The organism is Shigella sp. FJ200513 (assembly GCF_040495915.1).
Classification (GTDB): Bacteria; Pseudomonadota; Gammaproteobacteria; order Enterobacterales; family Enterobacteriaceae; genus ECMA0423.
In genome coordinates this window covers 1-20254 of sequence record NZ_JBDYCV010000002.1, presented here as the reverse complement: position 1 = coordinate 20254, position 20254 = coordinate 1, and the positions used below count along the sequence as shown (strand labels likewise).

The window sequence follows — 20254 nt, the reverse complement described above, 5'->3', positions numbered from 1 at the left end:
AGGGAATAGTCCGCGCGCTTTTATTGCAATGTCATCAATCGTTCAATTAACTCATCGACAGCAGTTGGTTGGCACGGCCTGCGTTATCATCGACGCTGCTGATCACCTTCATCTGCATTTCAAAACGCCGCGCGCTGGCAATCATGTCGCTCATTGCCGCAACGGCATTGACGTTACTGCCTTCCAGAACCCCCGACATCACACGCAAGGTTGGATCTGCCTGCAGTACCGGCCCTCGCGTGGCCTGGGTTTCTGCGCTTAAACGAAAAATGCCGTCGTCACCGCGCTGCACTTCGCTGCCCGTGGCTTTCACCAGTTTCAGACGCCCTACTGGCGCAACTGTATTTGCCGGATCGCCCGGATTGAGCGCCGAGATTGTGCCATCGGCAGCAATCGTGATTTCCGCCCCTTCCGGCACAGCAATTGGCCCCGCCTCGCCTATCACCGGATGCCCCTGAATTGTCAGTTGCCCGGTGGGATCAACCTGAATGCTGCCATTACGCGTATACCCTTCGCTGCCGTCAGCGGTCTGCACGGCCAGCCATCCTGCTGCAACGCAACGTCCAGCGGGCGAGAGGTGTAATCCATCTTGCCGGGCGTCATGTCTGCACCCGGTGTTGACGCCGTTACCAGCGTGCGCGTGGGCAGTGAAAGCCCTTCCACCGGCACTGCGCGCAAGGCGTTTAACTGCGCGCGAAAACCGGGCGTAGAGGCATTGGCCAGATTACTGGCGGTTACCGCCTGTTGATTCAGCGTCTGGCTGGCTGCTCCCATCGCAGTATAAATTGCGTGATCCATTGAGCTATCCCGTCAGCGATTAGCGTAAGTTAACCCGCGTGTTGAGGATCTGGTCCTGGGTTTTGATGGTCTGGGCGTTAGACTTATAGTTACGCTGGGCAACGATCATATTGACCAGTTCTTTACTGAGATCGACGTTGGACGCTTCCAGCGCACCGTTGGTCAGAGTGCCAAAGTTTCCCGTCCCGGCTGTCCCCAACAGCGCCACGCCAGAAGATTGCGTCGCAGACCAGACGTTGTCGCCTTCGGATGCCAGACCTTCGTTGTTGGCAAAGTTCGCCAGTACAATCTGCCCCAGCAGTTGGGTTTGTTCGTTGGAATTGTTGCCGACAACCGTACCGTCATCATTGATTTGATAACTCACCAGATCGCCCGGTTTGTAGCCATTCTGGGTGGTTGCCACAATGTTGTTAGCGCCGGTTGCGATATTATTCGCCATCGCACCATCCACTAATGTGCCATTAGCATTAAATTCCAGTGTTGTCGCTGTCTTCGCAATGCTGTTTGGATCACTGCTATCCTGGGTGTAGACCTGCCAGTTATTATCCCCGGTCTTCACAAAATAGACGCTCATGTCATGAGCATTACCCTGACTGTCGAAAACAGTCACCGAACCTTTTTTGTTATAGCTATCCGCATTGCTGGCGCTGAATGGCGTAACAGTAGGAAGCGGATCACTGGAATTCAGGTTGATCTGCATCGACGCCGTGGTGGTAGTTTTCGCTGCCATCAGGGTATTCGGGATCGAAATATTGGTCGGATTCGCCCCTTGCTGAATAGTCGGCGGCGTACCGGTTACCGGGTAACCCGTCAGCTGTAAACCTTGCGTATTCAACAGGTTACGGTTTTCATCCAGCTTAAATTGTCCGTTACGGCTGTAGAACACCGAACCGTTGCTGTCTACCAGACGGAAAAAACCGTTCTGGCTGATAGCAACGTCCAGACCTCGCCCGGTGTTGGTGGTCGTGCCATCGGTAAAGTCCTGAGTGATACCGGCAACTTTTACCCCCAGTCCCACTTTCGAACCGGCAAACATATCGGCAAAAGAGGCCGTGCCTGATTTAAAGCCGTAGGTGGCGGAGTTGGCGATATTGTTGCCAATAACATCGAGGTTGGTGGCGGCAGCGTTTAATCCGCTAACCGCTTGAGAAAAGGCCATGACTGACTCCTGAAATGTGAAGGCTTAAATTATCTGCCGTACTTCGTCGAGGGTGGTGGTGCCGTAAGTGCCGAGATCCAGCGTATTACCGCTGTTGCCGCGGATCACACCCTGCACCAGAGCAAACTGCAGCGGCTGGGCAACCAGTTGTGTACCACCGTTACTGGCGCTAATCGCTACATTGTAAGAACCGTTCGGCGCAGTGCTGCCATCAGTCAACGAACCGTCCCAGGTGAAACTGTGAACTCCGGCGGTCAGTTCACCAATATCAATGGTGCGCACAACCGCGCCATTTTTATCGGTGATGGTGGCCGTAACTTTGTCTGCCGCCTGTTGCAGCTCAACACCAAACGGCGTGGTCGTGGTCACAGCCCCTTCTTCACTGCCGGTTCCCGCAAGAACAGTTGTGCCGGGGATCATCACGCCGTGACCGATCAGGTTACTGGCCTGTAACGACTGGCTGTTATCAATCTGTCCGGAAATAGATCCGAGCGTGGTATTGAGTTTTTCAATCCCGCTGACCGTGCTGATTTGTGCCAATTGCGACGTCAGCTCGTTGTTTTCCATTGGATTGGTCGGGTCCTGGTTTTTCAGCTGCGCCACCAGCAAAGTCAGAAAACTGCTTTGTAAATCTGCGGCGTTGCTGCCCGTGAGCGAACTACTGCTGGTGGTACTGACGCCGGTATTTGTCGGATCGGTGGTGGTTACCGCAATGGACATAGCTTTCTCCTTTATTGACCGAGCGTAAGGGTTTTCAGCATCATGCTTTTCACCGTGTTGAGCACTTCAACATTGGCCTGATAGCTGCGTGACGCCGACATGGTGTTAACCATCTCCCCGACGACATCAACGTTCGGCATTTTTATGTAGCCCTTTGCATCTGCCAGCGGATTACCTGGTTCATAAACCAGTTTGTCCGGGGCCTGACTTTCTTAACATCGGCAACCTTTACGCCGCCTGTCGCAGCACCTGGTGCAGCGTTAACCTGGAATACCACCTGTTTTGCCCGATATGGCTGTCCATCAGGACCGGTCACGCTATCAGCATTTGCCAGATTACTGGCCGCCACGTTCAGGCGCTGGGACTGGGCAGTTAACGCCGACCCGGCGATATCAAAAATATTCAGCAGTGCCATCCGTTAATTTCCGCTCTGTAAAACGTTCATCATGCCTTTGATTTGCCCGCTCAACGCGCTAAGGCTCATCTGGTATTGCAGGCTGTTATCGGCAAACTGGGTGCGTTCGCGATCCATATCGACGGTATTACCGTCAAGCGAAGGCTGGTCCGGAATACGGTATTGCAGTTCTGCGGTAGGAGGCGTCAGCGCCTGCGCCGGGATGTGCTGCGTTGAGGTCATCGTCAGTGCAACCACACTGGTTGCATCCCGTCCACGTTGCATGACTTTTTTAAGTTCACTGGCAAAATCGATATCGCGCGCCTGATAACCAGGGGTATCGGCATTGGCGATGTTTGCTGCCAGCACTTCCTGACGCTGGGCGCGCAGATTGAGCGCCTCTTGTTGAAAACGTAAGGCGGCGTCGAGCTTATCGAGCATATCTCCTCCGCAGGTATCAAAATTCTGCCATCAGCTTAAATGCCTTTACGCGCGCGTTATCGGCGGAATAAACGCAAAATGGGTCGCTATTTATGCCGTTGATGGTCATTGCGGACAGGTACAATTCACGTTGTAGAAATGGCTGGGGGCGAAAATGCTGACAATAAAACGTAGCGTGGCGATCATCGCGATACTGTTCAGTCCGTTAAGTACGGCGAGCAATCTCACATCGCAATTGCACAACTTTTTTAGCGCCCAACTCGCGGGGGTAAGTGATGAGGTTCGTGTTTCTATTCGTACAGCGCCCAATCTACTACCGCCATGCGAGCAGCCATTGCTTTCGATGAGCAATAATTCCCGCCTGTGGGGCAATGTGAATGTGTTGGCACGCTGCGGTAACGACAAACGATATTTACAGGTTAATGTGCAGGCCACAGGAAATTATGTGGTTGCCGCGATGCCTATTGTGCGGGGAGGAAAGCTGGAAGCTGGCAATGTCAAACTGAAACGTGGACGCCTGGATACCCTGCCACCGCGTACGGTGCTGGATATCAATCAACTTGTTGATGCCGTTAGCCTGCGCGATCTATCACCCGATCAACCTATCCAGTTAACCCAGTTTCGCCAGGCATGGCGGGTAAAAGCGGGACAACGCGTCAATGTGATCGCCAGCGGTGATGGGTTTAGCGCCAACGCAGAAGGTCAGGCGCTGAACAATGCAGCCGTCGCACAGAATGCGCGGGTGCGCATGGTATCGGAACAGGTAGTCAGCGGCGTTGTTGATGCAGATGGGAATATTCTTATAAACCTGTAAGCTGTTAAAGATTACCCGTCCCTTGCCGATAAATAAGCAACACATGATAAAAGCGCCCTCAATGAGGAATAAACCATGAGTATTGATCGCACTTCGCCTCTGAAGCCTGTAAGCACCGTTCAACCGCGCGAAACCACCGACGCGCCGGTAACGAACAGCCGGGCGGCAAAAACAACCGCCTCCACCAGCACCAGTGTGACGTTAAGCGACGCGCAAGCAAAACTGATGCAACCCGGCAGCAGTGATATCAATCTTGAACGTGTCGAAGCGTTAAAACTGGCGATTCGTAACGGTGAACTAAAAATGGACACCGGCAAAATTGCCGATGCGCTGATCAACGAAGCGCAGCAAGACTTGCAGAGTAACTGATCGTATGACACGTCTTGCAGAGATCCTCGACCAGATGTCCGCTGTGCTTAACGATCTCAAAACGGTAATGGATCAAGAGCAGCAACATCTCTCTATGGGGCAGATCAACGGCAGCCAGTTGCAATGGATTACAGAACAAAAAAGCTCACTGCTGGCGACGCTGGATTACCTCGAACAGTTACGCAAGAAAGAACCCAATACAGCAAATAGCGTTGATATTAGTCAACGCTGGCAGGAAATTACTGTGAAAACGCAGCAACTACGCCAAATGAATCAACATAACGGCTGGTTACTGGAAGGACAGATTGAGCGCAATCAACAGGCGCTGGAAATGTTGAAACCGCATCAGGAACCGACGCTATATGGGGCGAACGGTCAGACCTCAACACCCCATCGCGGCAGTAAAAAGATTTCGATCTGAATATTATCTCCGGCCTGCACTGCAGGCCGGAATGCATTGTTACACCGTCCGGCGGGCAAATTCTTTAACTTTGAAGCCCAGTACCGCCAGTGCAGCGAAGTACGCGGCAATCCCCGCCAGCACGACCGCCATTAAACGCAGTAAGCGCCAGGGCATGGTACCCAATGACCACTCCGGCATGATATGTAACATACCTAAAAGCACGCCAGACATCACCAGTACCGCCACCACCAGACGCAACAGAAACGCCATCCAGCCGGGTTGCGGAGTAAAGATTTTCTGCTTACGCAACTGCCAGTAAAGCAGCGAAGCATTCAGACACGCCGCCAGACCAATAGAAAGTGACAGCCCGGCATGTTTCAACGGACCAATAAACGCCAGGTTCATCAATTGCGTTAAAATCAGCGTAACGATGGCAATTTTCACTGGCGTTTTAATGTCCTGGCGGGAATAAAAGCCAGGAGCCAACACTTTCACTACAATCAGGCCAATCAAACCCACCGAGTAGGCAATTAACGCCCGCTGGGTCATCAGCGCATCAAACGCGGTAAATTTACCGTACTGGAACAGCGAAACGGTTAACGGACCTGAAAGAATGCCCAACGCAACCGCACTCGGCAGTGCCAACAGGAAACAAAGACGCAACCCCCAGTCCATCAAACGGTTGTATTCATCATGATTGCCACTGGCAAAACTTTTCGACAGCGACGGCAGCAAAATGGTGCCAAGCGCCACGCCCAGCACACCGGAGGGAAACTCCATTAAGCGGTCGGCGTAATACATCCAAGACACCGAACCGGAAGCAAGAAACGAGGCAAAAATGGTGTTGATGATTAAGGAGATCTGGCTCACAGAGACGCCAAGGATCGCCGGTCCCATCTGTTTCACCACGCGCATTGCTCCAGCATCGTGGAAGTTAATGCGCGGCAGGACCAGCATGCCGATCTTCTTCAGGTGCGGTAGCTGATACACCAGCTGCAGAATGCCGCCGACCGTAACAGCCCACGCCAGCGCCAGCACCGGTGGGTTAAAGTACGGTGCGGCAAACAGCGCGAAACCAATCATGCTGATGTTAAGCAGTGTTGGCGCAAACGCCGGAATCGAGAAGCGGTTCCACGTATTCAGAATCGCTCCCACCAGCGACGCCAGGGAGATCAGCAAGATATAGGGAAAGGTAATCTTTAGTAGCTGGCTGGTCAGGGCAAATTTGTCAGCTGTGTCAGCGAAGCCTGGCGCGGTCACCATGATCACCCACGGTGCGGCGAGCATGCCAGCGACCGTCACAACCGCCAGCGCAAGTGTCAGCAGGCCAGAAACATAAGAGACAAAGACCCGCGTGGCGTCTTCACCCTGCTTACTTTTATATTCCGCCAGAATCGGTACAAATGCCTGGGAAAATGCCCCTTCGGCAAAGATACGGCGTAACAAGTTAGGAAGTTTAAAAGCGACGAAAAAGGCGTCGGTTGCCATCCCTGCGCCAAAGATTCTGGCGACAATTGCGTCTCGTGCGAAGCCAAGCACACGCGAAAACATGGTCATCGAGCTGACGGCGGCCAGCGATTTTAATAAATTCATCGGTGTTCTAATCCGGACCCACGGGCAAAACGCCTGCAAGGCAGGCGCTGAAAGAGGCGAATAGTCTACCTAGATTATGGTGAATTGCTACCGCCAGATGTTACAGGGTTTATTCACTCATCGCATCGCGCCAGATCTTGTCAACGATACGTTGCGCCAGCACTGCCTATTCGCCGGCGGTTTGCGGAACTGTCTGATTTTACACGCATTCAATGAAGTGCCGCGCACAGCCGACAAATCCACGTTGCTCAAGAGTGCTCTGCCAACCAGGAATCGGTTTATTCACTACACCCTGCCCGCGCTCCTCACGCCATTCGCGCATATCCGTAATGTCGATGAGCGCACCGTCAGTCACGGCCTGCACGGTTTCACGCTGACTTCCGGCACGGCGATGCATACAAGTGGTGATCTGCAAAGGACCGGCCGAAAAATGGTGCTCGGCAAACAGCATTTCGCCAGCGTCGTTAGTCAGTAGCGTACCGCCATCCAGAGAGGCTTTGCCGCCCGACAACCACAGCGCGGTATCCACCACATGCAGATAATCATCCAGCAACGTGAAATAAAGATCGTGTGGCCCGACGCTATTGCTACGATGTTTATCCATTCTTAGCGAGGCTGCGGTGGCGAGTTGCGTTTTTAACTCACCGTAGAGTGGTGCGAAACGACGGTTAAAACCGACCATCAACGTCAGTTTTTTCCGCGCCGCCAGTTCCACCAGCCTTTCAGCATCGCGCAGATTTTCTGCCAGCGGTTTATCGACACAGACATGTACCCCCGCATTGAGTAACGTACTGACCACGTCAAAGTGGCTGGCGGTGCTGGAGTGCACAAAAACCGCATCACAACTGGCGGCAAGGCTGGATAACGAATCGGCATAAGGAATGCGCCAGCTGTCACAAATTGGCAGGGCTTTGGCGCGCGTAGGCGACCAGGCTCCTTGTAACGTCCAGTCAGACGCTGCCGCCAGCACCGGTAACCACGCTTTTTGCGCAATGCCGCCTAATCCCACTACGCCGATACGTAATTTTTTCACTTTAATCTCCCAGATGGGCCAGCAACGAATCAAGACGTTGTTTCAGTTCTGCCACTTCGATTTCCAGGGCTTCGACGCGGGTCTGTAAATCACCGTCAACCATGTTCGACATAGCCGTTACCGCCGGCTGATCTTCAACCTCACCACTGAAAAGATGCATGTAGCGGCTTTCGCGTTTACCCGGTTCGCGGGCCAGACGCACCACAAAAGGACCATCTTCGCGATTCGCCAGTTGTTCCAGCGTCGACTCCACTTCCGCCATATCGCTGAATTCATACATTCGCGCGGCGCGGCTGCGCAGTTCACCCGGCGTCTGGGCACCACGCAATAACAACGTGGTGATTAACGCCACTTCTGCGGCGCTCAGTTTCAGATCGCCAAATTCTGAATTACAAAAACGTTGCTCATATTTGGTGACCCGATTACCAAAACCGCTCACTGTGCGTAGATAATGACGTTTGACCAGATTATCCAGCTGTTCCTGCACTTCGGATTCACTCAGATTCATGACCGGTTCACGGTTCGTTTTCTGATTACAGGCCGTGACTACACCATTGACTGAGAGCGGGTATTGCTCCGGCGTGGTCACCTGCTTTTCCAGCAAGCAACCAATTACGCGAGCTTCCAGGGCAGTAAGTTGATATTTCATGAGATTCTCCTTAGCGGCCGGGCGTCCAGTCTGGGGTAGTTAATGCCGTCAGTACGTGATCGCGCCATTGTCCATCAATCAACAGATAGTCTTTCGCATAGCCTTCTTTTTCAAAACCCAGTCGCGCCAGTAAATCACCGCTGCGTTTATTGTGCGGCATATAATTAGCCATAATGCGATGAATATGTTGGGTGCGCTGCATATAACGAATGGCTGCGGTCAGGGCTTCAAACATGAGTCCTTTGCCCTGCCATTTTTGCCCAATCGAATAACCGAGATAGCAGGCATGAAAAGAGCCGCGAACAACATTGGAAAAATTGGCAACGCCAATAATCTCTTTTTCGTCCGGGTCGAATAAGCCAAAGTAGAAAGCTGAACCTTGTTTATGAAATTCGTTAATCATCCCTAGCCTGGCCTGCCAGCCTGATGGATAACAGTGGCTTTCGTCGCGCACTGGCTCCCAGGGCTTGAGGAAATGGCGATTCTCTGCGTAATAATCCGCCAGACGCCAGGCATCACGATCATGCACCAGACGCACGACCAGTCGGTCTGTGGTTAAGCGCACTTTTGGCACGTTACTGCGATAGCCAAACATTCTATACCTACTCCTTCCCGTAACGTCTTTAATACGCTGTAAGTATTACTATACCTGCGCAACCAGACCCTGTGAAAAGTCCAAAATGCCATTTTCTGCATTATTCACATATTTGATAAAAACTCTCTATCAAAGCGACGTTTTGATAAAAAAATACTGTCCCCGAAGTGATGGGAAAAGTCTTAGCGGCAATGCAGAATAGAAAGTGCTCATCTTTTATTTCCCGGGAGGGGAAATGTCCCGCGTATCGCAGGCGAGGAACCTGGGTAAATATTTCCTGCTCATCGATAATATGCTGGTCGTGCTGGGGTTCTTTGTTGTCTTCCCGCTGATCTCTATCCGCTTCGTTGATCAAATGGGCTGGGCCGCCGTCATGGTCGGTATTGCTCTCGGTCTACGCCAGTTTATTCAGCAAGGTCTGGGTATTTTCGGCGGCGCAATTGCCGACCGCTTTGGTGCCAAACCGATGATTGTTACCGGTATGCTGATGCGCGCCGCCGGATTCGCCACAATGGGTATCGCCCACGAACCGTGGCTATTGTGGTTTTCATGCCTGCTCTCGGGACTCGGCGGCACGTTGTTTGATCCGCCGCGTTCGGCGCTGGTGGTGAAACTAATCCGTCCACAACAACGTGGTCGTTTTTTCTCGCTGTTGATGATGCAGGACAGTGCCAGTGCGGTCATTGGCGCATTGTTGGGGAGCTGGCTGTTGCAATACGACTTTCGCCTGGTCTGCGCCACAGGGGCCGTTTTGTTTGTGCTATGTGCGGCGTTCAATGCGTGGTTGTTACCGGCATGGAAACTCTCCACCGTACGCACGCCCGTTCGCGAAGGCATGACCCGCGTGATGCGTGACAAGCGTTTTGTCACCTATGTCCTGACGCTGGCGGGTTACTACATGCTGGCTGTACAAGTGATGCTGATGCTGCCAATTATGGTCAACGACGTGGCTGGCGCGCCCTCTGCCGTTAAATGGATGTATGCCATTGAAGCGTGTCTGTCGTTAACGTTGCTCTACCCTATCGCCCGCTGGAGTGAAAAGCATTTTCGTCTGGAACACCGGTTGATGGCTGGGCTGTTGATAATGTCATTAAGCATGATGCCGGTGGGCATGGTCAGCGGCCTACAACAACTTTTCACCCTGATTTGTCTGTTTTATATCGGGTCGATCATTGCCGAGCCTGCGCGTGAAACCTTAAGTGCTTCGCTGGCGGACGCAAGAGCTCGCGGCAGCTATATGGGGTTTAGCCGTCTGGGTCTGGCGATTGGCGGCGCTATTGGTTATATCGGTGGTGGCTGGCTGTTTGACCTGGGCAAATCGGCGCACCAGCCAGAGCTTCCGTGGATGATGCTGGGAATTATTGGCATCTTCACTTTCCTTGCGCTGGGTTGGCAGTTTAGTCAGAAACGCGCCGCGCGTCGTTTGCTGGAACGCGACGCCTGATTTGATACTCCCCCCTGACTCCTCCATACTGAAAGTGAACTGACAGCCAAATGGAGGAGTCACGTGAAGCTATACATTTACGATCACTGCCCTTACTGCCTCAAAGCCCGCATGATTTTCGGCCTGAAAAATATCCCCGTCGAATTACATGTTCTGCTCAACGACGACGCAGAAACACCCACCCGGATGGTCGGTCAAAAACAGGTTCCCATTCTGCAAAAAGATGACAGCCGCTATATGCCAGAAAGCATGGATATCGTTCACTATGTCGATAAACTCGACGGCAAACCGTTACTGACCGGCAAACGTTCCCCTGCCATTGAAGAGTGGCTGCGCAAGGTCAATGGCTACGTCAACAAACTGCTGTTGCCGCGTTTTGCCAAATCGGCATTTGATGAGTTTTCTACTCCCGCCGCGCGCAAATATTTCGTCGACAAGAAAGAGGCCAGCGCGGGTAATTTTGCCGACCTGCTGGCCCACTCTGACGGTCTGATTAAGAATATCAGCGATGATTTGCGTGCGCTGGACAAACTGATCGTCAAACCGAACGCCGTGAATGGCGAACTTTCGGAAGATGATATTCAGCTATTTCCGCTACTGCGTAATCTGACGCTGGTAGCCGGAATCAACTGGCCAAGCCGCGTTGCTAATTACCGCGATAATATGGCGAAACAGACACAAATCAATTTGTTATCATCAATGGCGATTTAATCCTGACCCGCCGCGGCAGCCTGTATTCGCGGGTTGCCGCCGTTTTCAGTTTTTTCTGCTGGCGAGTTTATCGCTGGTGACACATGCTGCGTTGTGTCAGGATATTGACGCAGATTTCATGTCGAGGACTACCATGAACAAGTTTTTATTTGCCGCTGCATTGATCGTCAGTGGCCTGCTCGTTGGCTGTAATCAACTCACCCAATACACCATCACCGAACAAGAAATTAACCAGTCGCTTGCGAAACATAATAATTTCTCAAAAGATATCGGTTTACCCGGCGTGGCTGACGCCCATATTGTTCTGACAAACTTGACCAGCCAAATTGGTCGCGAAGAGCCGAATAAGGTTACCCTAACCGGAGACGCCAATCTGGACATGAACTCCCTGTTCGGTAGTCAGAAAGCGACCATGAAACTGAAGCTGAAAGCGCTGCCCGTGTTTGATAAAGAAAAAGGTGCGATCTTCCTGAAAGAGATGGAAGTGGTCGATGCGACGGTACAACCGGAAAAAATGCAAACGGTGATGCAAACGTTGCTTCCCTATTTGAACCAGGCATTACGCAATTACTTTAACCAGCAACCTGCTTACGTCCTGCGCGAAGATGGCAGTCAGGGCGAAGCAATGGCGAAAAAACTGGCGAAAGGCATTGAAGTGAAGCCAGGCGAAATTGTCATTCCGTTTACGGATTAATGACGAGGGCGCATTCGCGCCCTTTATTTTTCGTGCAAAGGAAAACGTTTCCGCTTATCCTTTGTGTCCGGCAAAAACATCCCTTCAGCCGGAGCATAGAGATTAATGACTGCACCATCCCAGGTATTAAAGATCCGCCGCCCAGACGACTGGCACCTTCACCTCCGCGATGGCGACATGTTAAAAACTGTCGTGCCGTATACCAGCGAAATTTATGGACGGGCTATCGTAATGCCCAATCTGGCTCCGCCCGTGACCACAGTTGAGGCTGCCGTGGCGTATCGCCAACGTATTCTTGACGCCGTACCTGCCGGGCACGATTTCACCCCATTGATGACCTGTTATTTAACAGATTCGCTGGATCCTAATGAGCTGGAGCGCGGATTTAATGAAGCCGTGTTCACCGCTGCAAAACTTTACCCGGCAAACGCAACCACTAACTCCAGCCACGGCGTGACGTCAATTGACGCAATCATGCCGGTACTTGAGCGCATGGAAAAAATCGGTATGCCGCTACTGGTGCATGGTGAAGTGACACATGCAGATATCGACATTTTTGATCGTGAAGCGCGCTTTATAGAAAGCGTGATGGAACCTCTGCGCCAGCGCCTGACTGCGCTGAAAGTCGTTTTTGAGCACATCACCACCAAAGATGCTGCCGACTATGTCCGTGACGGAAATGAACGGCTGGCTGCCACCATCACTCCGCAGCATCTGATGTTTAACCGCAACCATATGCTGGTTGGTGGCGTGCGTCCGCACCTGTATTGTTTACCCATCCTCAAACGCAATATTCACCAACAGGCATTGCGTGAACTGGTCGCCAGCGGTTTTAATCGAGTATTCCTCGGTACGGATTCTGCGCCACATGCACGTCATCGCAAAGAGAGCAGTTGCGGCTGCGCGGGCTGCTTCAACGCCCCAACCGCGCTGGGCAGTTACGCTACCGTCTTTGAAGAGATGAATGCTCTGCAGCACTTTGAAGCATTCTGTTCTGTAAACGGCCCGCAGTTCTATGGCTTGCCGGTCAACGACACATTCATCGAACTGGTACGTGAAGAGCAACAGGTTGCTGAAAGCATCGCACTGACTGATGACACCCTGGTGCCATTCCTCGCCGGGGAAACGGTACGCTGGTCCGTTAAACAATAAAAATCGTAGCTTCCTGTTGTCATTAGGTTATTTTACCTGTATAAATAACCAGTATATTCAACAGGGGGCTATTATGCGAATTGAAGTCACCATAGCGAAAACTTCTCCATTGCCAGCTGGGGCTATTGACGCCCTGGCTGGCGAACTTTCCCGCCGTATTCAGTATGCGTTTCCTGATAATGAAGGCCACGTATCGGTACGTTATGCCGCAGCGAATAATTTATCGGTTATTGGCGCAACAAAAGAAGATAAACAGCGCATTAGCGAAATTCTCCAGGAAACGTGGGAAAGCGCCGATGACTGGTTTGTCAGCGAATAATATGCAGTGATTTTTGTTTTTGCCGGATCGCCCCGGCTTTTTTATTTTACTTACGAATTTTGAGTACAAAATTTCTACACTTCCTCAAAATAATTGCACAATATGCTAAAAAAATATGAATGACATGCTGTTTTATTGTTCATATAAATCTTAAAAGCAGAAATTTATCTGTTCCCCCCTTTAAAAATTCGGTGAATACCCTTACTTATTGGTATACTGAAGTTGCTTCAGATAAAAACGCATTGAACCTCGAATAACGTTGTCTAGTAACACGAATTAGGGGGCCATGATGGAAAAAAATAATGAAGTCATTCAGACTCATCCGCTCGTAGGGTGGGACATCAGCACCGTTGATAGCTATGATGCGCTGATGTTGCGTTTGCACTACCAGACCCCAAATAAGTCCGAGCAGGAAGGGACTGAAGTTGGTCAGACGCTCTGGTTAACCACTGATGTTGCCAGACAATTTATTTCGATATTAGAAGCAGGAATCGCCAAAATTGAATCCGGTGATTTCCCGGTAAACGAGTATCGGCGTCATTAACATGACATGACCATCCACCCAAAAGGCACCTCACCGGTGCCTTTACCATTTCTGGGTTGTATATCTGCATTCAGTTAATTACTCTGCTTAAACCATGAGAGCAGAGAGAAAAAAATGAAATACGATCTCATCATTATTGGCAGCGGTTCCGTAGGCGCTGCCGCCGGGTATTATGCAACCCGCGCCGGTTTAAACGTGCTAATGACCGACGCCCATATGCCACCGCATCAACACGGCAGCCACCACGGCGATACGCGATTAATTCGCCATGCTTATGGTGAAGGCGAAAAGTATGTCCCGTTGGTCCTCCGCGCGCAAACGCTGTGGGATGAACTTTCCCGCCACAACGAAGATGATCCCATTTTTGTACGCTCTGGTGTCATTAACCTCGGCCCGGCTGACTCCGCATTTCTCGCCAACGTCGCCCACAGCGCCGAACAGTGGCAACTCAACGTTGAAAAGCTCGATGCGCAAGGGATTATGGCCCGCTGGCCAGAAATACGCGTCCCGGACAACTACATCGGCTTATTTGAGACTGATTCCGGTTTTTTGCGCAGCGAACTGGCGATTAAAACCTGGATCCAACTGGCGAAGGAAGCGGGCTGTGCGCAACTGTTCAACTGCCCGGTCACCGCAATTCGTCATGACGATGATGGCGTAACTATTGAAACGGTTGACGGTGAGTATCAGGCGAAAAAAGCGATTGTCTGCGCGGGAACATGGGTAAAAGACCTGCTCCCGGAGCTGCCTGTCCAGCCCGTACGTAAAGTATTTGCCTGGTATCAGGCCGATGGCCGCTATAGCGTGAAGAATAAATTCCCGGCGTTTACCGGTGAACTGCCCAATGGCGATCAATATTATGGTTTTCCGGCAGAAAACGACGCGTTGAAGATTGGCAAACATAACGGAGGCCAGGTTATCCATTCAGCGGATGAACGTGTTCCGTTTGCGGAAGTGGCCAGTGATGGGTCAGAAGCCTTCCCGTTCTTGCGCAATGTATTGCCGGGTATCGGTTGCTGCCTGTACGGCGCTGCCTGCACCTATGATAATTCGCCTGACGAAGATTTTATTATCGATACCCTACCCGGCCACGATAATACACTGCTCATTACCGGCCTGAGTGGGCACGGTTTTAAATTTGCGTCAGTTTTAGGGGAAATAGCTGCCGATTTTGCGCAAGACCAAAAAAGCGATTTTGATTTGACGCCATTCAGGCTTTCCCGCTTCCAATAATCATCATTACGGCCTCCAGAATGAGGCCGTTTTTACAGGAGTATTTAATGCGTCGGCTGTTGCACTATCTCATCAATAATATTCGCGAGCATCTGATGCTTTATCTTTTTCTCTGGGGATTGTTGGCAATTATGGATCTGATCTATGTGTTTTATTTTTAGTTTTCCGCACTGACATAAACTGACAAATATTTAATCTCCCTTTCATTTAGCGTGAAAAATTGAATGAGATTATTCCTGCTTCTACAGCACTCACCAGACATCTCTGATGCTGAACCCACTAAACTTATGAAGATTCTTTCATTATTAATTCAAAATTATTGAAATAAAAATAAATATCATTCAATTTGTTATTTTTGTGTTGCAATTCATTCTCCGACACGCCATTTTCTTTCTCTCGCAAATTCGTATTGGATGCACTTATGTCATTCACAAATACCCCTGAACGCTATGGTGTTATATCTGCGGCCTTCCATTGGCTAAGCGCAATTATTGTCTACGGCATGTTTGCTTTAGGTCTGTGGATGGTCACGCTCAGTTATTACGATGGCTGGTATCACAAAGCACCCGAACTGCATAAAAGCATCGGTATTTTGTTAATGATGGGGCTGGTTATTCGCGTTCTGTGGCGTGTCATATCTCCACCGCCGGGTCCGCTGCCGAGTTATTCGCCCATGACTCGTCTTGCCGCAAAAGCTGGACATCTCGCATTGTGCCTATTGCTGTTCGCCATCGGCATCAGCGGCTATCTGATCTCAACTGCCGATGGTAAACCGATCAGCGTTTTTGGCTGGTTTGACGTCCCCGCGACCCTTGCCGACGCTGGCGCACAGGCAGACTTTGCCGGTGCCCTGCATTTTTGGCTCGCGTGGAGCGTCGTAGTACTGTCTGTTATGCACGGATTTATGGCCCTGAAGCATCATTTCATCGATAAAGACGACACTCTGAAGCGCATGCTGGGAAAGTCGTCATCTGACTATGGAGTATAAAAAATGAAAAAAAGCCTGCTTGGTTTAACCTTCGCGTCCCTGATGTTCTCTGCCGGTTCAGCGGTTGCCGCCGATTACAAAATTGACAAAGAAGGTCAGCACGCCTTTGTTAACTTCCGCATACAGCATCTTGGCTATAGCTGGTTATATGGCACCTTTAAAGATTTCGACGGTACTTTTACCTTTGATGAAAAAAATCCGGCTGCCGATAAAGTGAATGTGACAATTAACACCACCAGCGTCGATACTAACCACGCCGAACGCGATAAACATCTTCGCAGTGCGGATTTTCTCAATACCACAAAATATCCACAGGCAACATTCACCTCCACCAGCGTGAAGAAAGACGGTGACGAACTGGATATTACCGGCGATCTGACGCTGAATGGCGTAACCAAACCCGTCACGCTGGAAGCGAAATTAATTGGTCAGGGCGACGACCCATGGGGCGGTAAACGTGCAGGCTTTGAGGCCGAAGGCAAAATTAAGCTCAAAGACTTCAATATCAAGACAGATTTAGGTCCAGCTTCTCAGGAAGTGGATCTGATTATTTCAGTGGAAGGCGTACAGCAGAAGTAAGAGTGAAATGTTGCCGGATGGCACGCATCCGGCAATGATATTTATTCTGTTGGATCAGGAATACCCAGTGTTGTATTCAGACGTCCACGAGACTTATTAAAGATCTTATTGCCATTTTCACGTCCTGCCCGACGGCGTCGCTGTTCTTCTGGCGGTAACGCGCTTTCTTCGCAGCAAATCTCACTACAACAACCTTTGTATTTTTCCGCGCATACTGGACACTGAATAAACAGCAGGTGGCAGCCATCATTTTTACAGTTGGTATGGCTGTCGCACGGCGCGCCGCACTGGTGGCAATGCGCGATAATCTCATCCGATATACGTTCGCCCATCCGCTCGTCAAAAACAAAATTTTTGCCAATAAAACGCACCGGCAAGCCCTGCTCGCGCGCCTTACGGGCGTATTCAATAATTCCGCCCTCGATATGCCAGACTTTGTTGAATCCGTTATGTTTCATCCAGGCACTGGCCTTTTCACAACGAATGCCGCCGGTGCAGTACATGACGATTTTTTTATCTTTATGTGCCTGCATCATCTCGACTGCTTTTGGCAGCTGCTCACGGAAGGTATCTGCCGGAATTTCGAGCGCGTTTTCAAAGTGCCCCACTTCATACTCATAGTGGTTACGCATGTCGATAAATAGTGCATCGGGATCGTCAAGCATGGCGTTCACTTCCGCCGCTTGCAGATACTCACCAACATTGCTGGCATCAAAGTGAGGATCGTCAATACCGTCGGCAACAATGCGATCGCGTACCTTCATGCGCAGTACCCAGAAGGATTTCCCGTCATCATCCAACGCGATATTCAGGCGTAAACCCTCTAAAGCCGGGTCGAAGGCATAGAGCTGCGCGCGAAATGTTTCAACATTGCTCGCAGGTACGCTGATTTGCGCGTTAATGCCCTCATGCGCCAGATACACTCGCCCAAAAACATTCAGCGCGGTAAACAGCTGATATAAAGCGTCACGGGTCGCCTTAGGATCGGCGATGTGGAAATACTTGTAAAACGAAATGGTGGTTCGCGGTTCGCTCTCAGCCAACATTTTGGCTTTTAACGCGTCGTTGGAAATGCGGTTGTGTAACACTGGCATGGTGTACGGTTCCTGCGAGATGGGAAAGTAAAAATCCGCGGCATGATATAGCAATTATCGATAATTAACATCCACACATTTTACGCTACATTTGCGCATTAAAAATTATTTGTTATTTACAAGCGCGGCAATTTCGCCCAGTCTTCAGCCACAAATTTTGGTTGCGGGCGAAAAAATGCGACAATACATACAATTGCCCGTATAGGTTGAAAAACAGGATTGATATGACGAATCTACCCAAGTTCTCCACCGCACTGCTTCATCCGCGTTATTGGTTAACCTGGTTGGGTATTGGCGTACTTTGGTTGGTCGTGCAATTGCCCTACCCGATTATCTACCGCCTCGGTTGTGGATTAGGAAAACTGGCGTTACGTTTTATGAAACGACGCGCAAAAATTGTGCATCGCAACCTGGAACTGTGCTTCCCGGAAATGAGCGAACAAGAACGCCGTAAAATGGTGGTGAAGAATTTCGAATCCGTTGGCATGGGCCTGATGGAAACCGGTATGGCGTGGTTCTGGCCGGACCGCCGAATCGCCCGCTGGACGGAAGTGATCGGCATGGAACACATTCGTGACGTGCAGGCGCAAAAACGCGGCATCCTGTTAGTTGGCATCCATTTTCTGACACTGGAGCTGGGCGCGCGGCAGTTTGGTATGCAGGAACCGGGGATTGGCGTTTACCGCCCGAACGATAATCCACTGATTGACTGGCTACAAACCTGGGGCCGTTTGCGCTCAAATAAATCGATGCTCGACCGCAAAGATTTAAAAGGCATGATTAAAGCCCTGAAAAAAGGCGAAGTGGTCTGGTACGCACCAGATCATGATTACGGCCCGCGCTCAAGCGTTTTCGTCCCGTTATTTGCCGTTGAGCAGGCTGCGACCACGACCGGAACCTGGATGCTGGCACGGATGTCCGGCGCATGTCTGGTGCCCTTCGTTCCACGCCGTAAGCCAGATGGCAAAGGGTATCAATTGATTATGCTGCCACCAGAGTGTTCTCCGCCACTGGATGATGCCGAAACTACCGCCGCGTGGATGAACAAAGTGGTCGAAAAATGCATCATGATGGCACCAGAGCAGTATATGTGGTTACACCGTCGCTTTAAAACACGCCCGGAAGGCGTTCCTTCACGCTATTAAATCTCCCATGCCGGATGCTTCAGAATGGCATCCGGCATTACCACAGCAAATCCCCCTGATTTAGCGATAAAAGCTCTCTGGATTGCGCCCCCTGGAAGTCGGGCGCATAATTAGTGTGTTTATCTTTTCTTCTTATGTTCACCGCGCCTGGCGCACCAACAGCGGATTGCTATGTCACCCTGTGAAAATGACACCCCTATAAACTGGAAACGAAACCTGATCGTCGCCTGGCTAGGCTGTTTTCTTACCGGGGCCGCCTTCAGTCTGGTAATGCCCTTCTTACCCCTCTACGTTGAGCAGCTTGGTGTTACCGGCCACTCCGCCCTGAATATGTGGTCCGGTATTGTCTTCAGTATAATGGGTTCCTAAACACATCATTTTAGGTATTGAATATGAGACGGGCAATCAGCTACATCAGATTTTCAAGTGAACGACAACTGAAAGGGGACTCTGTACGCCGACAATCTAAGCTGGTTACTGACTGGCTTGATAAGAACCCTGAGTTTTACTTGGATTCATCCTTGAGCTTTAAAGATTTGGGGAAAAGTGCTTTTAGTGGTAAGCACCTGAAAGGTGGTCTAGGTGACTTTTTAACCGCTATCGAGAAAGGGCTTGTTAAAGCTGGTGATACGCTACTAATCGAGAGTTTAGACCGTCTGTCACGTCAGGATATTGATATTGCTTCTGAGCTATTACGCCGTATCTTAAGGGCTGGTGTAGATGTAGTCACACTGAGCGATGGAGAACATTACACACGAGAAAGTTTAAAAGACCCGTTAGCCCTGATTAAAAGCATTCTGATAATGCAGCGGGCGCATGAGGAAAGTTTGAGAAAGTCTGAGCGTGTCCAAGCTGCATGGAACCGTAAAAAAGAACTCATCTCCGAAGGTATCAAGGTATCTAGGCGTTGTCCTGCATGGTTAAGGCTGAATGATGACCGTCGAACATTCACAATCATTCCTGATAAAGTGGAAGTTGTTAAACGAGCATTTGACCTGAGATTACAGGGTTTAAGCTTTTGGGCTATCACCAGAACTTTAAACGATGAAGGTCACTTGTCATTGAATCAATACACACCCAAACAAAAGGGGTGGTCTGATACTGCTGTAAAGAAACTGCTCAGAAATCGTGCTGTGATTGGATGTTTCACACCTGCTGGACGTGAAGAAGTTCAGGGTTACTACCCCGCAATAATCAGTGAGTCACTATTCTATCGAGTACAGCAACTGAACACAGGGCAATATGGTAGGGCTTCTGTATCAAGTAATCCGCTATCAGTCAACTTGTTCAGGGGTATCATCAAATGTGAGGTGTACTGGCAATAGCGGACACTACCATTTGTTCTTTTTTTAAGCAGCCATCTGATGATATTTTTCCCTGAAG

General features: G+C 50.5%; 21 protein-coding genes and 5 pseudogenes. 16 read left to right on the top strand and 10 right to left on the bottom strand.

All coding sequences use genetic code 11. The annotated features are described in order from the left end of the window. Positions 1 to 46: 46 nt before the first annotated feature. The 5 genes and pseudogenes from flgF to flgB all read right to left on the bottom strand — a co-directional run. A pseudogene (flgF, locus tag ABZJ92_RS00795) lies at positions 47 to 634 on the bottom strand (flagellar basal body rod protein FlgF); the annotation flags it as partial. 183 nt (positions 635 to 817) lie between these two features. Next, positions 818 to 1957, bottom strand: a complete 1140-nt coding sequence (locus ABZJ92_RS00790; protein ID WP_000885835.1) for a flagellar hook protein FlgE — start codon at positions 1955 to 1957, stop codon at positions 818 to 820. Positions 1958 to 1981: 24 nt separating this feature from the next. Further along, positions 1982 to 2677: a flagellar hook assembly protein FlgD gene (flgD, locus tag ABZJ92_RS00785; protein ID WP_000020476.1), complete on the bottom strand. Its 696-nt coding sequence runs from the start codon at positions 2675 to 2677 to the stop codon at positions 1982 to 1984. Between the two features lie 11 nt (positions 2678 to 2688). Continuing rightward, positions 2689 to 3092, bottom strand: a pseudogene (flgC, locus tag ABZJ92_RS00780) (flagellar basal body rod protein FlgC). A gap of 3 nt (positions 3093 to 3095) precedes the next feature. Beyond that, the gene (gene flgB / locus ABZJ92_RS00775) at positions 3096 to 3512 is read right to left on the bottom strand and encodes a flagellar basal body rod protein FlgB (RefSeq protein WP_000884702.1); all 417 of its coding nucleotides are present in this window, start codon (positions 3510 to 3512) and stop codon (positions 3096 to 3098) included. Positions 3513 to 3666: 154 nt separating this feature from the next. Here flgB and flgA point away from each other — a divergent pair, with 154 nt between their 5' ends. The 3 genes from flgA to flgN all read left to right on the top strand — a co-directional run bounded on the left by flgA (position 3667) and on the right by flgN (position 5116). Continuing rightward, positions 3667 to 4326, top strand: a complete 660-nt coding sequence (gene flgA, locus ABZJ92_RS00770) for a flagellar basal body P-ring formation chaperone FlgA (protein WP_000955722.1) — start codon at positions 3667 to 3669, stop codon at positions 4324 to 4326. A 75-nt stretch (positions 4327 to 4401) separates the two neighbouring features. Continuing rightward, positions 4402 to 4695 carry a flagellar biosynthesis anti-sigma factor FlgM gene (flgM, locus tag ABZJ92_RS00765; RefSeq protein WP_000020880.1) on the top strand — a complete coding sequence of 98 codons (294 nt, stop codon included), beginning with the start codon at positions 4402 to 4404 and terminating at the stop codon, positions 4693 to 4695. A 4-nt stretch (positions 4696 to 4699) separates the two neighbouring features. Then, entirely contained in the window at positions 4700 to 5116 is a 417-nt protein-coding gene (gene flgN, locus ABZJ92_RS00760; protein WP_000197338.1) for a flagella biosynthesis chaperone FlgN, read from the top strand. A gap of 39 nt (positions 5117 to 5155) precedes the next feature. On the opposite strand, the gene murJ is transcribed toward flgN, so the two are convergent. The 4 genes and pseudogenes from murJ to rimJ all read right to left on the bottom strand — a co-directional run bounded on the left by murJ (position 5156) and on the right by rimJ (position 8968). Next, the gene (murJ, locus tag ABZJ92_RS00755; protein WP_001050672.1) at positions 5156 to 6691 is read right to left on the bottom strand and encodes a murein biosynthesis integral membrane protein MurJ; all 1536 of its coding nucleotides are present in this window, start codon (positions 6689 to 6691) and stop codon (positions 5156 to 5158) included. 166 nt (positions 6692 to 6857) lie between these two features. Further along, positions 6858 to 7724: pseudogene (locus ABZJ92_RS00750) on the bottom strand (Gfo/Idh/MocA family protein). 1 nt (position 7725) lies between these two features. Next, positions 7726 to 8373: a YceH family protein gene (locus ABZJ92_RS00745; protein ID WP_000877111.1), complete on the bottom strand. Its 648-nt coding sequence runs from the start codon at positions 8371 to 8373 to the stop codon at positions 7726 to 7728. A gap of 10 nt (positions 8374 to 8383) precedes the next feature. Next, on the bottom strand, positions 8384 to 8968 hold the full coding sequence (rimJ, locus tag ABZJ92_RS00740; protein WP_000468186.1) for a ribosomal protein S5-alanine N-acetyltransferase: 585 nt from the start codon (positions 8966 to 8968) through the stop codon (positions 8384 to 8386). Between the two features lie 235 nt (positions 8969 to 9203). Here rimJ and mdtH point away from each other — a divergent pair, with 235 nt between their 5' ends. The 10 genes from mdtH to ABZJ92_RS00690 all read left to right on the top strand — a co-directional run bounded on the left by mdtH (position 9204) and on the right by ABZJ92_RS00690 (position 16632). After that, positions 9204 to 10412, top strand: a complete 1209-nt coding sequence (gene mdtH, locus ABZJ92_RS00735) for a multidrug efflux MFS transporter MdtH (RefSeq protein ID WP_000092218.1) — start codon at positions 9204 to 9206, stop codon at positions 10410 to 10412. Positions 10413 to 10475: 63 nt separating this feature from the next. Then, positions 10476 to 11123 (top strand): glutaredoxin 2, encoded by a 648-nt coding sequence (gene grxB / locus ABZJ92_RS00730; RefSeq protein ID WP_000780921.1) that lies wholly within the window; start codon positions 10476 to 10478, stop codon positions 11121 to 11123. A 133-nt stretch (positions 11124 to 11256) separates the two neighbouring features. Further along, positions 11257 to 11817 (top strand): lipoprotein, encoded by a 561-nt coding sequence (locus tag ABZJ92_RS00725; RefSeq protein WP_001295443.1) that lies wholly within the window; start codon positions 11257 to 11259, stop codon positions 11815 to 11817. Positions 11818 to 11922: 105 nt separating this feature from the next. Next, positions 11923 to 12969, top strand: coding sequence for a dihydroorotase (gene pyrC, locus ABZJ92_RS00720; RefSeq protein ID WP_000126530.1), 1047 nt, complete (start codon positions 11923 to 11925; stop codon positions 12967 to 12969). A gap of 73 nt (positions 12970 to 13042) precedes the next feature. Further along, complete coding sequence (gene dinI / locus ABZJ92_RS00715; RefSeq protein WP_001217754.1) at positions 13043 to 13288, top strand: DNA damage-inducible protein I; 246 nt, start codon at positions 13043 to 13045, stop codon at positions 13286 to 13288. Between the two features lie 289 nt (positions 13289 to 13577). After that, a complete protein-coding gene (bssS, locus tag ABZJ92_RS00710; RefSeq protein ID WP_000414437.1) occupies positions 13578 to 13832 on the top strand; it encodes a biofilm formation regulator BssS in 255 nt (84 codons plus the stop codon). 114 nt (positions 13833 to 13946) lie between these two features. Then, positions 13947 to 15065: an N-methyl-L-tryptophan oxidase gene (gene solA, locus ABZJ92_RS00705; RefSeq protein WP_000872813.1), complete on the top strand. Its 1119-nt coding sequence runs from the start codon at positions 13947 to 13949 to the stop codon at positions 15063 to 15065. 47 nt (positions 15066 to 15112) lie between these two features. Then, positions 15113 to 15226, top strand: coding sequence for a YceO family protein (locus ABZJ92_RS00700; RefSeq protein WP_001253418.1), 114 nt, complete (start codon positions 15113 to 15115; stop codon positions 15224 to 15226). Between the two features lie 260 nt (positions 15227 to 15486). After that, positions 15487 to 16053 (top strand): cytochrome b, encoded by a 567-nt coding sequence (locus ABZJ92_RS00695; RefSeq protein WP_000011102.1) that lies wholly within the window; start codon positions 15487 to 15489, stop codon positions 16051 to 16053. Between the two features lie 3 nt (positions 16054 to 16056). Beyond that, entirely contained in the window at positions 16057 to 16632 is a 576-nt protein-coding gene (locus ABZJ92_RS00690; RefSeq protein ID WP_000749269.1) for a YceI family protein, read from the top strand. 41 nt (positions 16633 to 16673) lie between these two features. Here ABZJ92_RS00690 and trhO read toward each other — a convergent pair whose 3' ends face one another. After that, positions 16674 to 17726 carry an oxygen-dependent tRNA uridine(34) hydroxylase TrhO gene (gene trhO, locus ABZJ92_RS00685; RefSeq protein ID WP_001144616.1) on the bottom strand — a complete coding sequence of 351 codons (1053 nt, stop codon included), beginning with the start codon at positions 17724 to 17726 and terminating at the stop codon, positions 16674 to 16676. Positions 17727 to 17950: 224 nt separating this feature from the next. Between trhO and lpxL the strand changes: the two genes are divergently transcribed. The 3 genes and pseudogenes from lpxL to ABZJ92_RS00670 form a co-directional block, all read left to right on the top strand. Further along, a complete protein-coding gene (lpxL, locus tag ABZJ92_RS00680) occupies positions 17951 to 18871 on the top strand; it encodes a kdo(2)-lipid IV(A) lauroyltransferase (protein ID WP_005062003.1) in 921 nt (306 codons plus the stop codon). A 171-nt stretch (positions 18872 to 19042) separates the two neighbouring features. Continuing rightward, a pseudogene (locus ABZJ92_RS00675) lies at positions 19043 to 19228 on the top strand (hypothetical protein); the annotation flags it as partial. A 35-nt stretch (positions 19229 to 19263) separates the two neighbouring features. Next, a pseudogene (locus ABZJ92_RS00670) lies at positions 19264 to 20178 on the top strand (recombinase family protein); the annotation flags it as partial. Positions 20179 to 20254 lie beyond the last annotated feature (76 nt).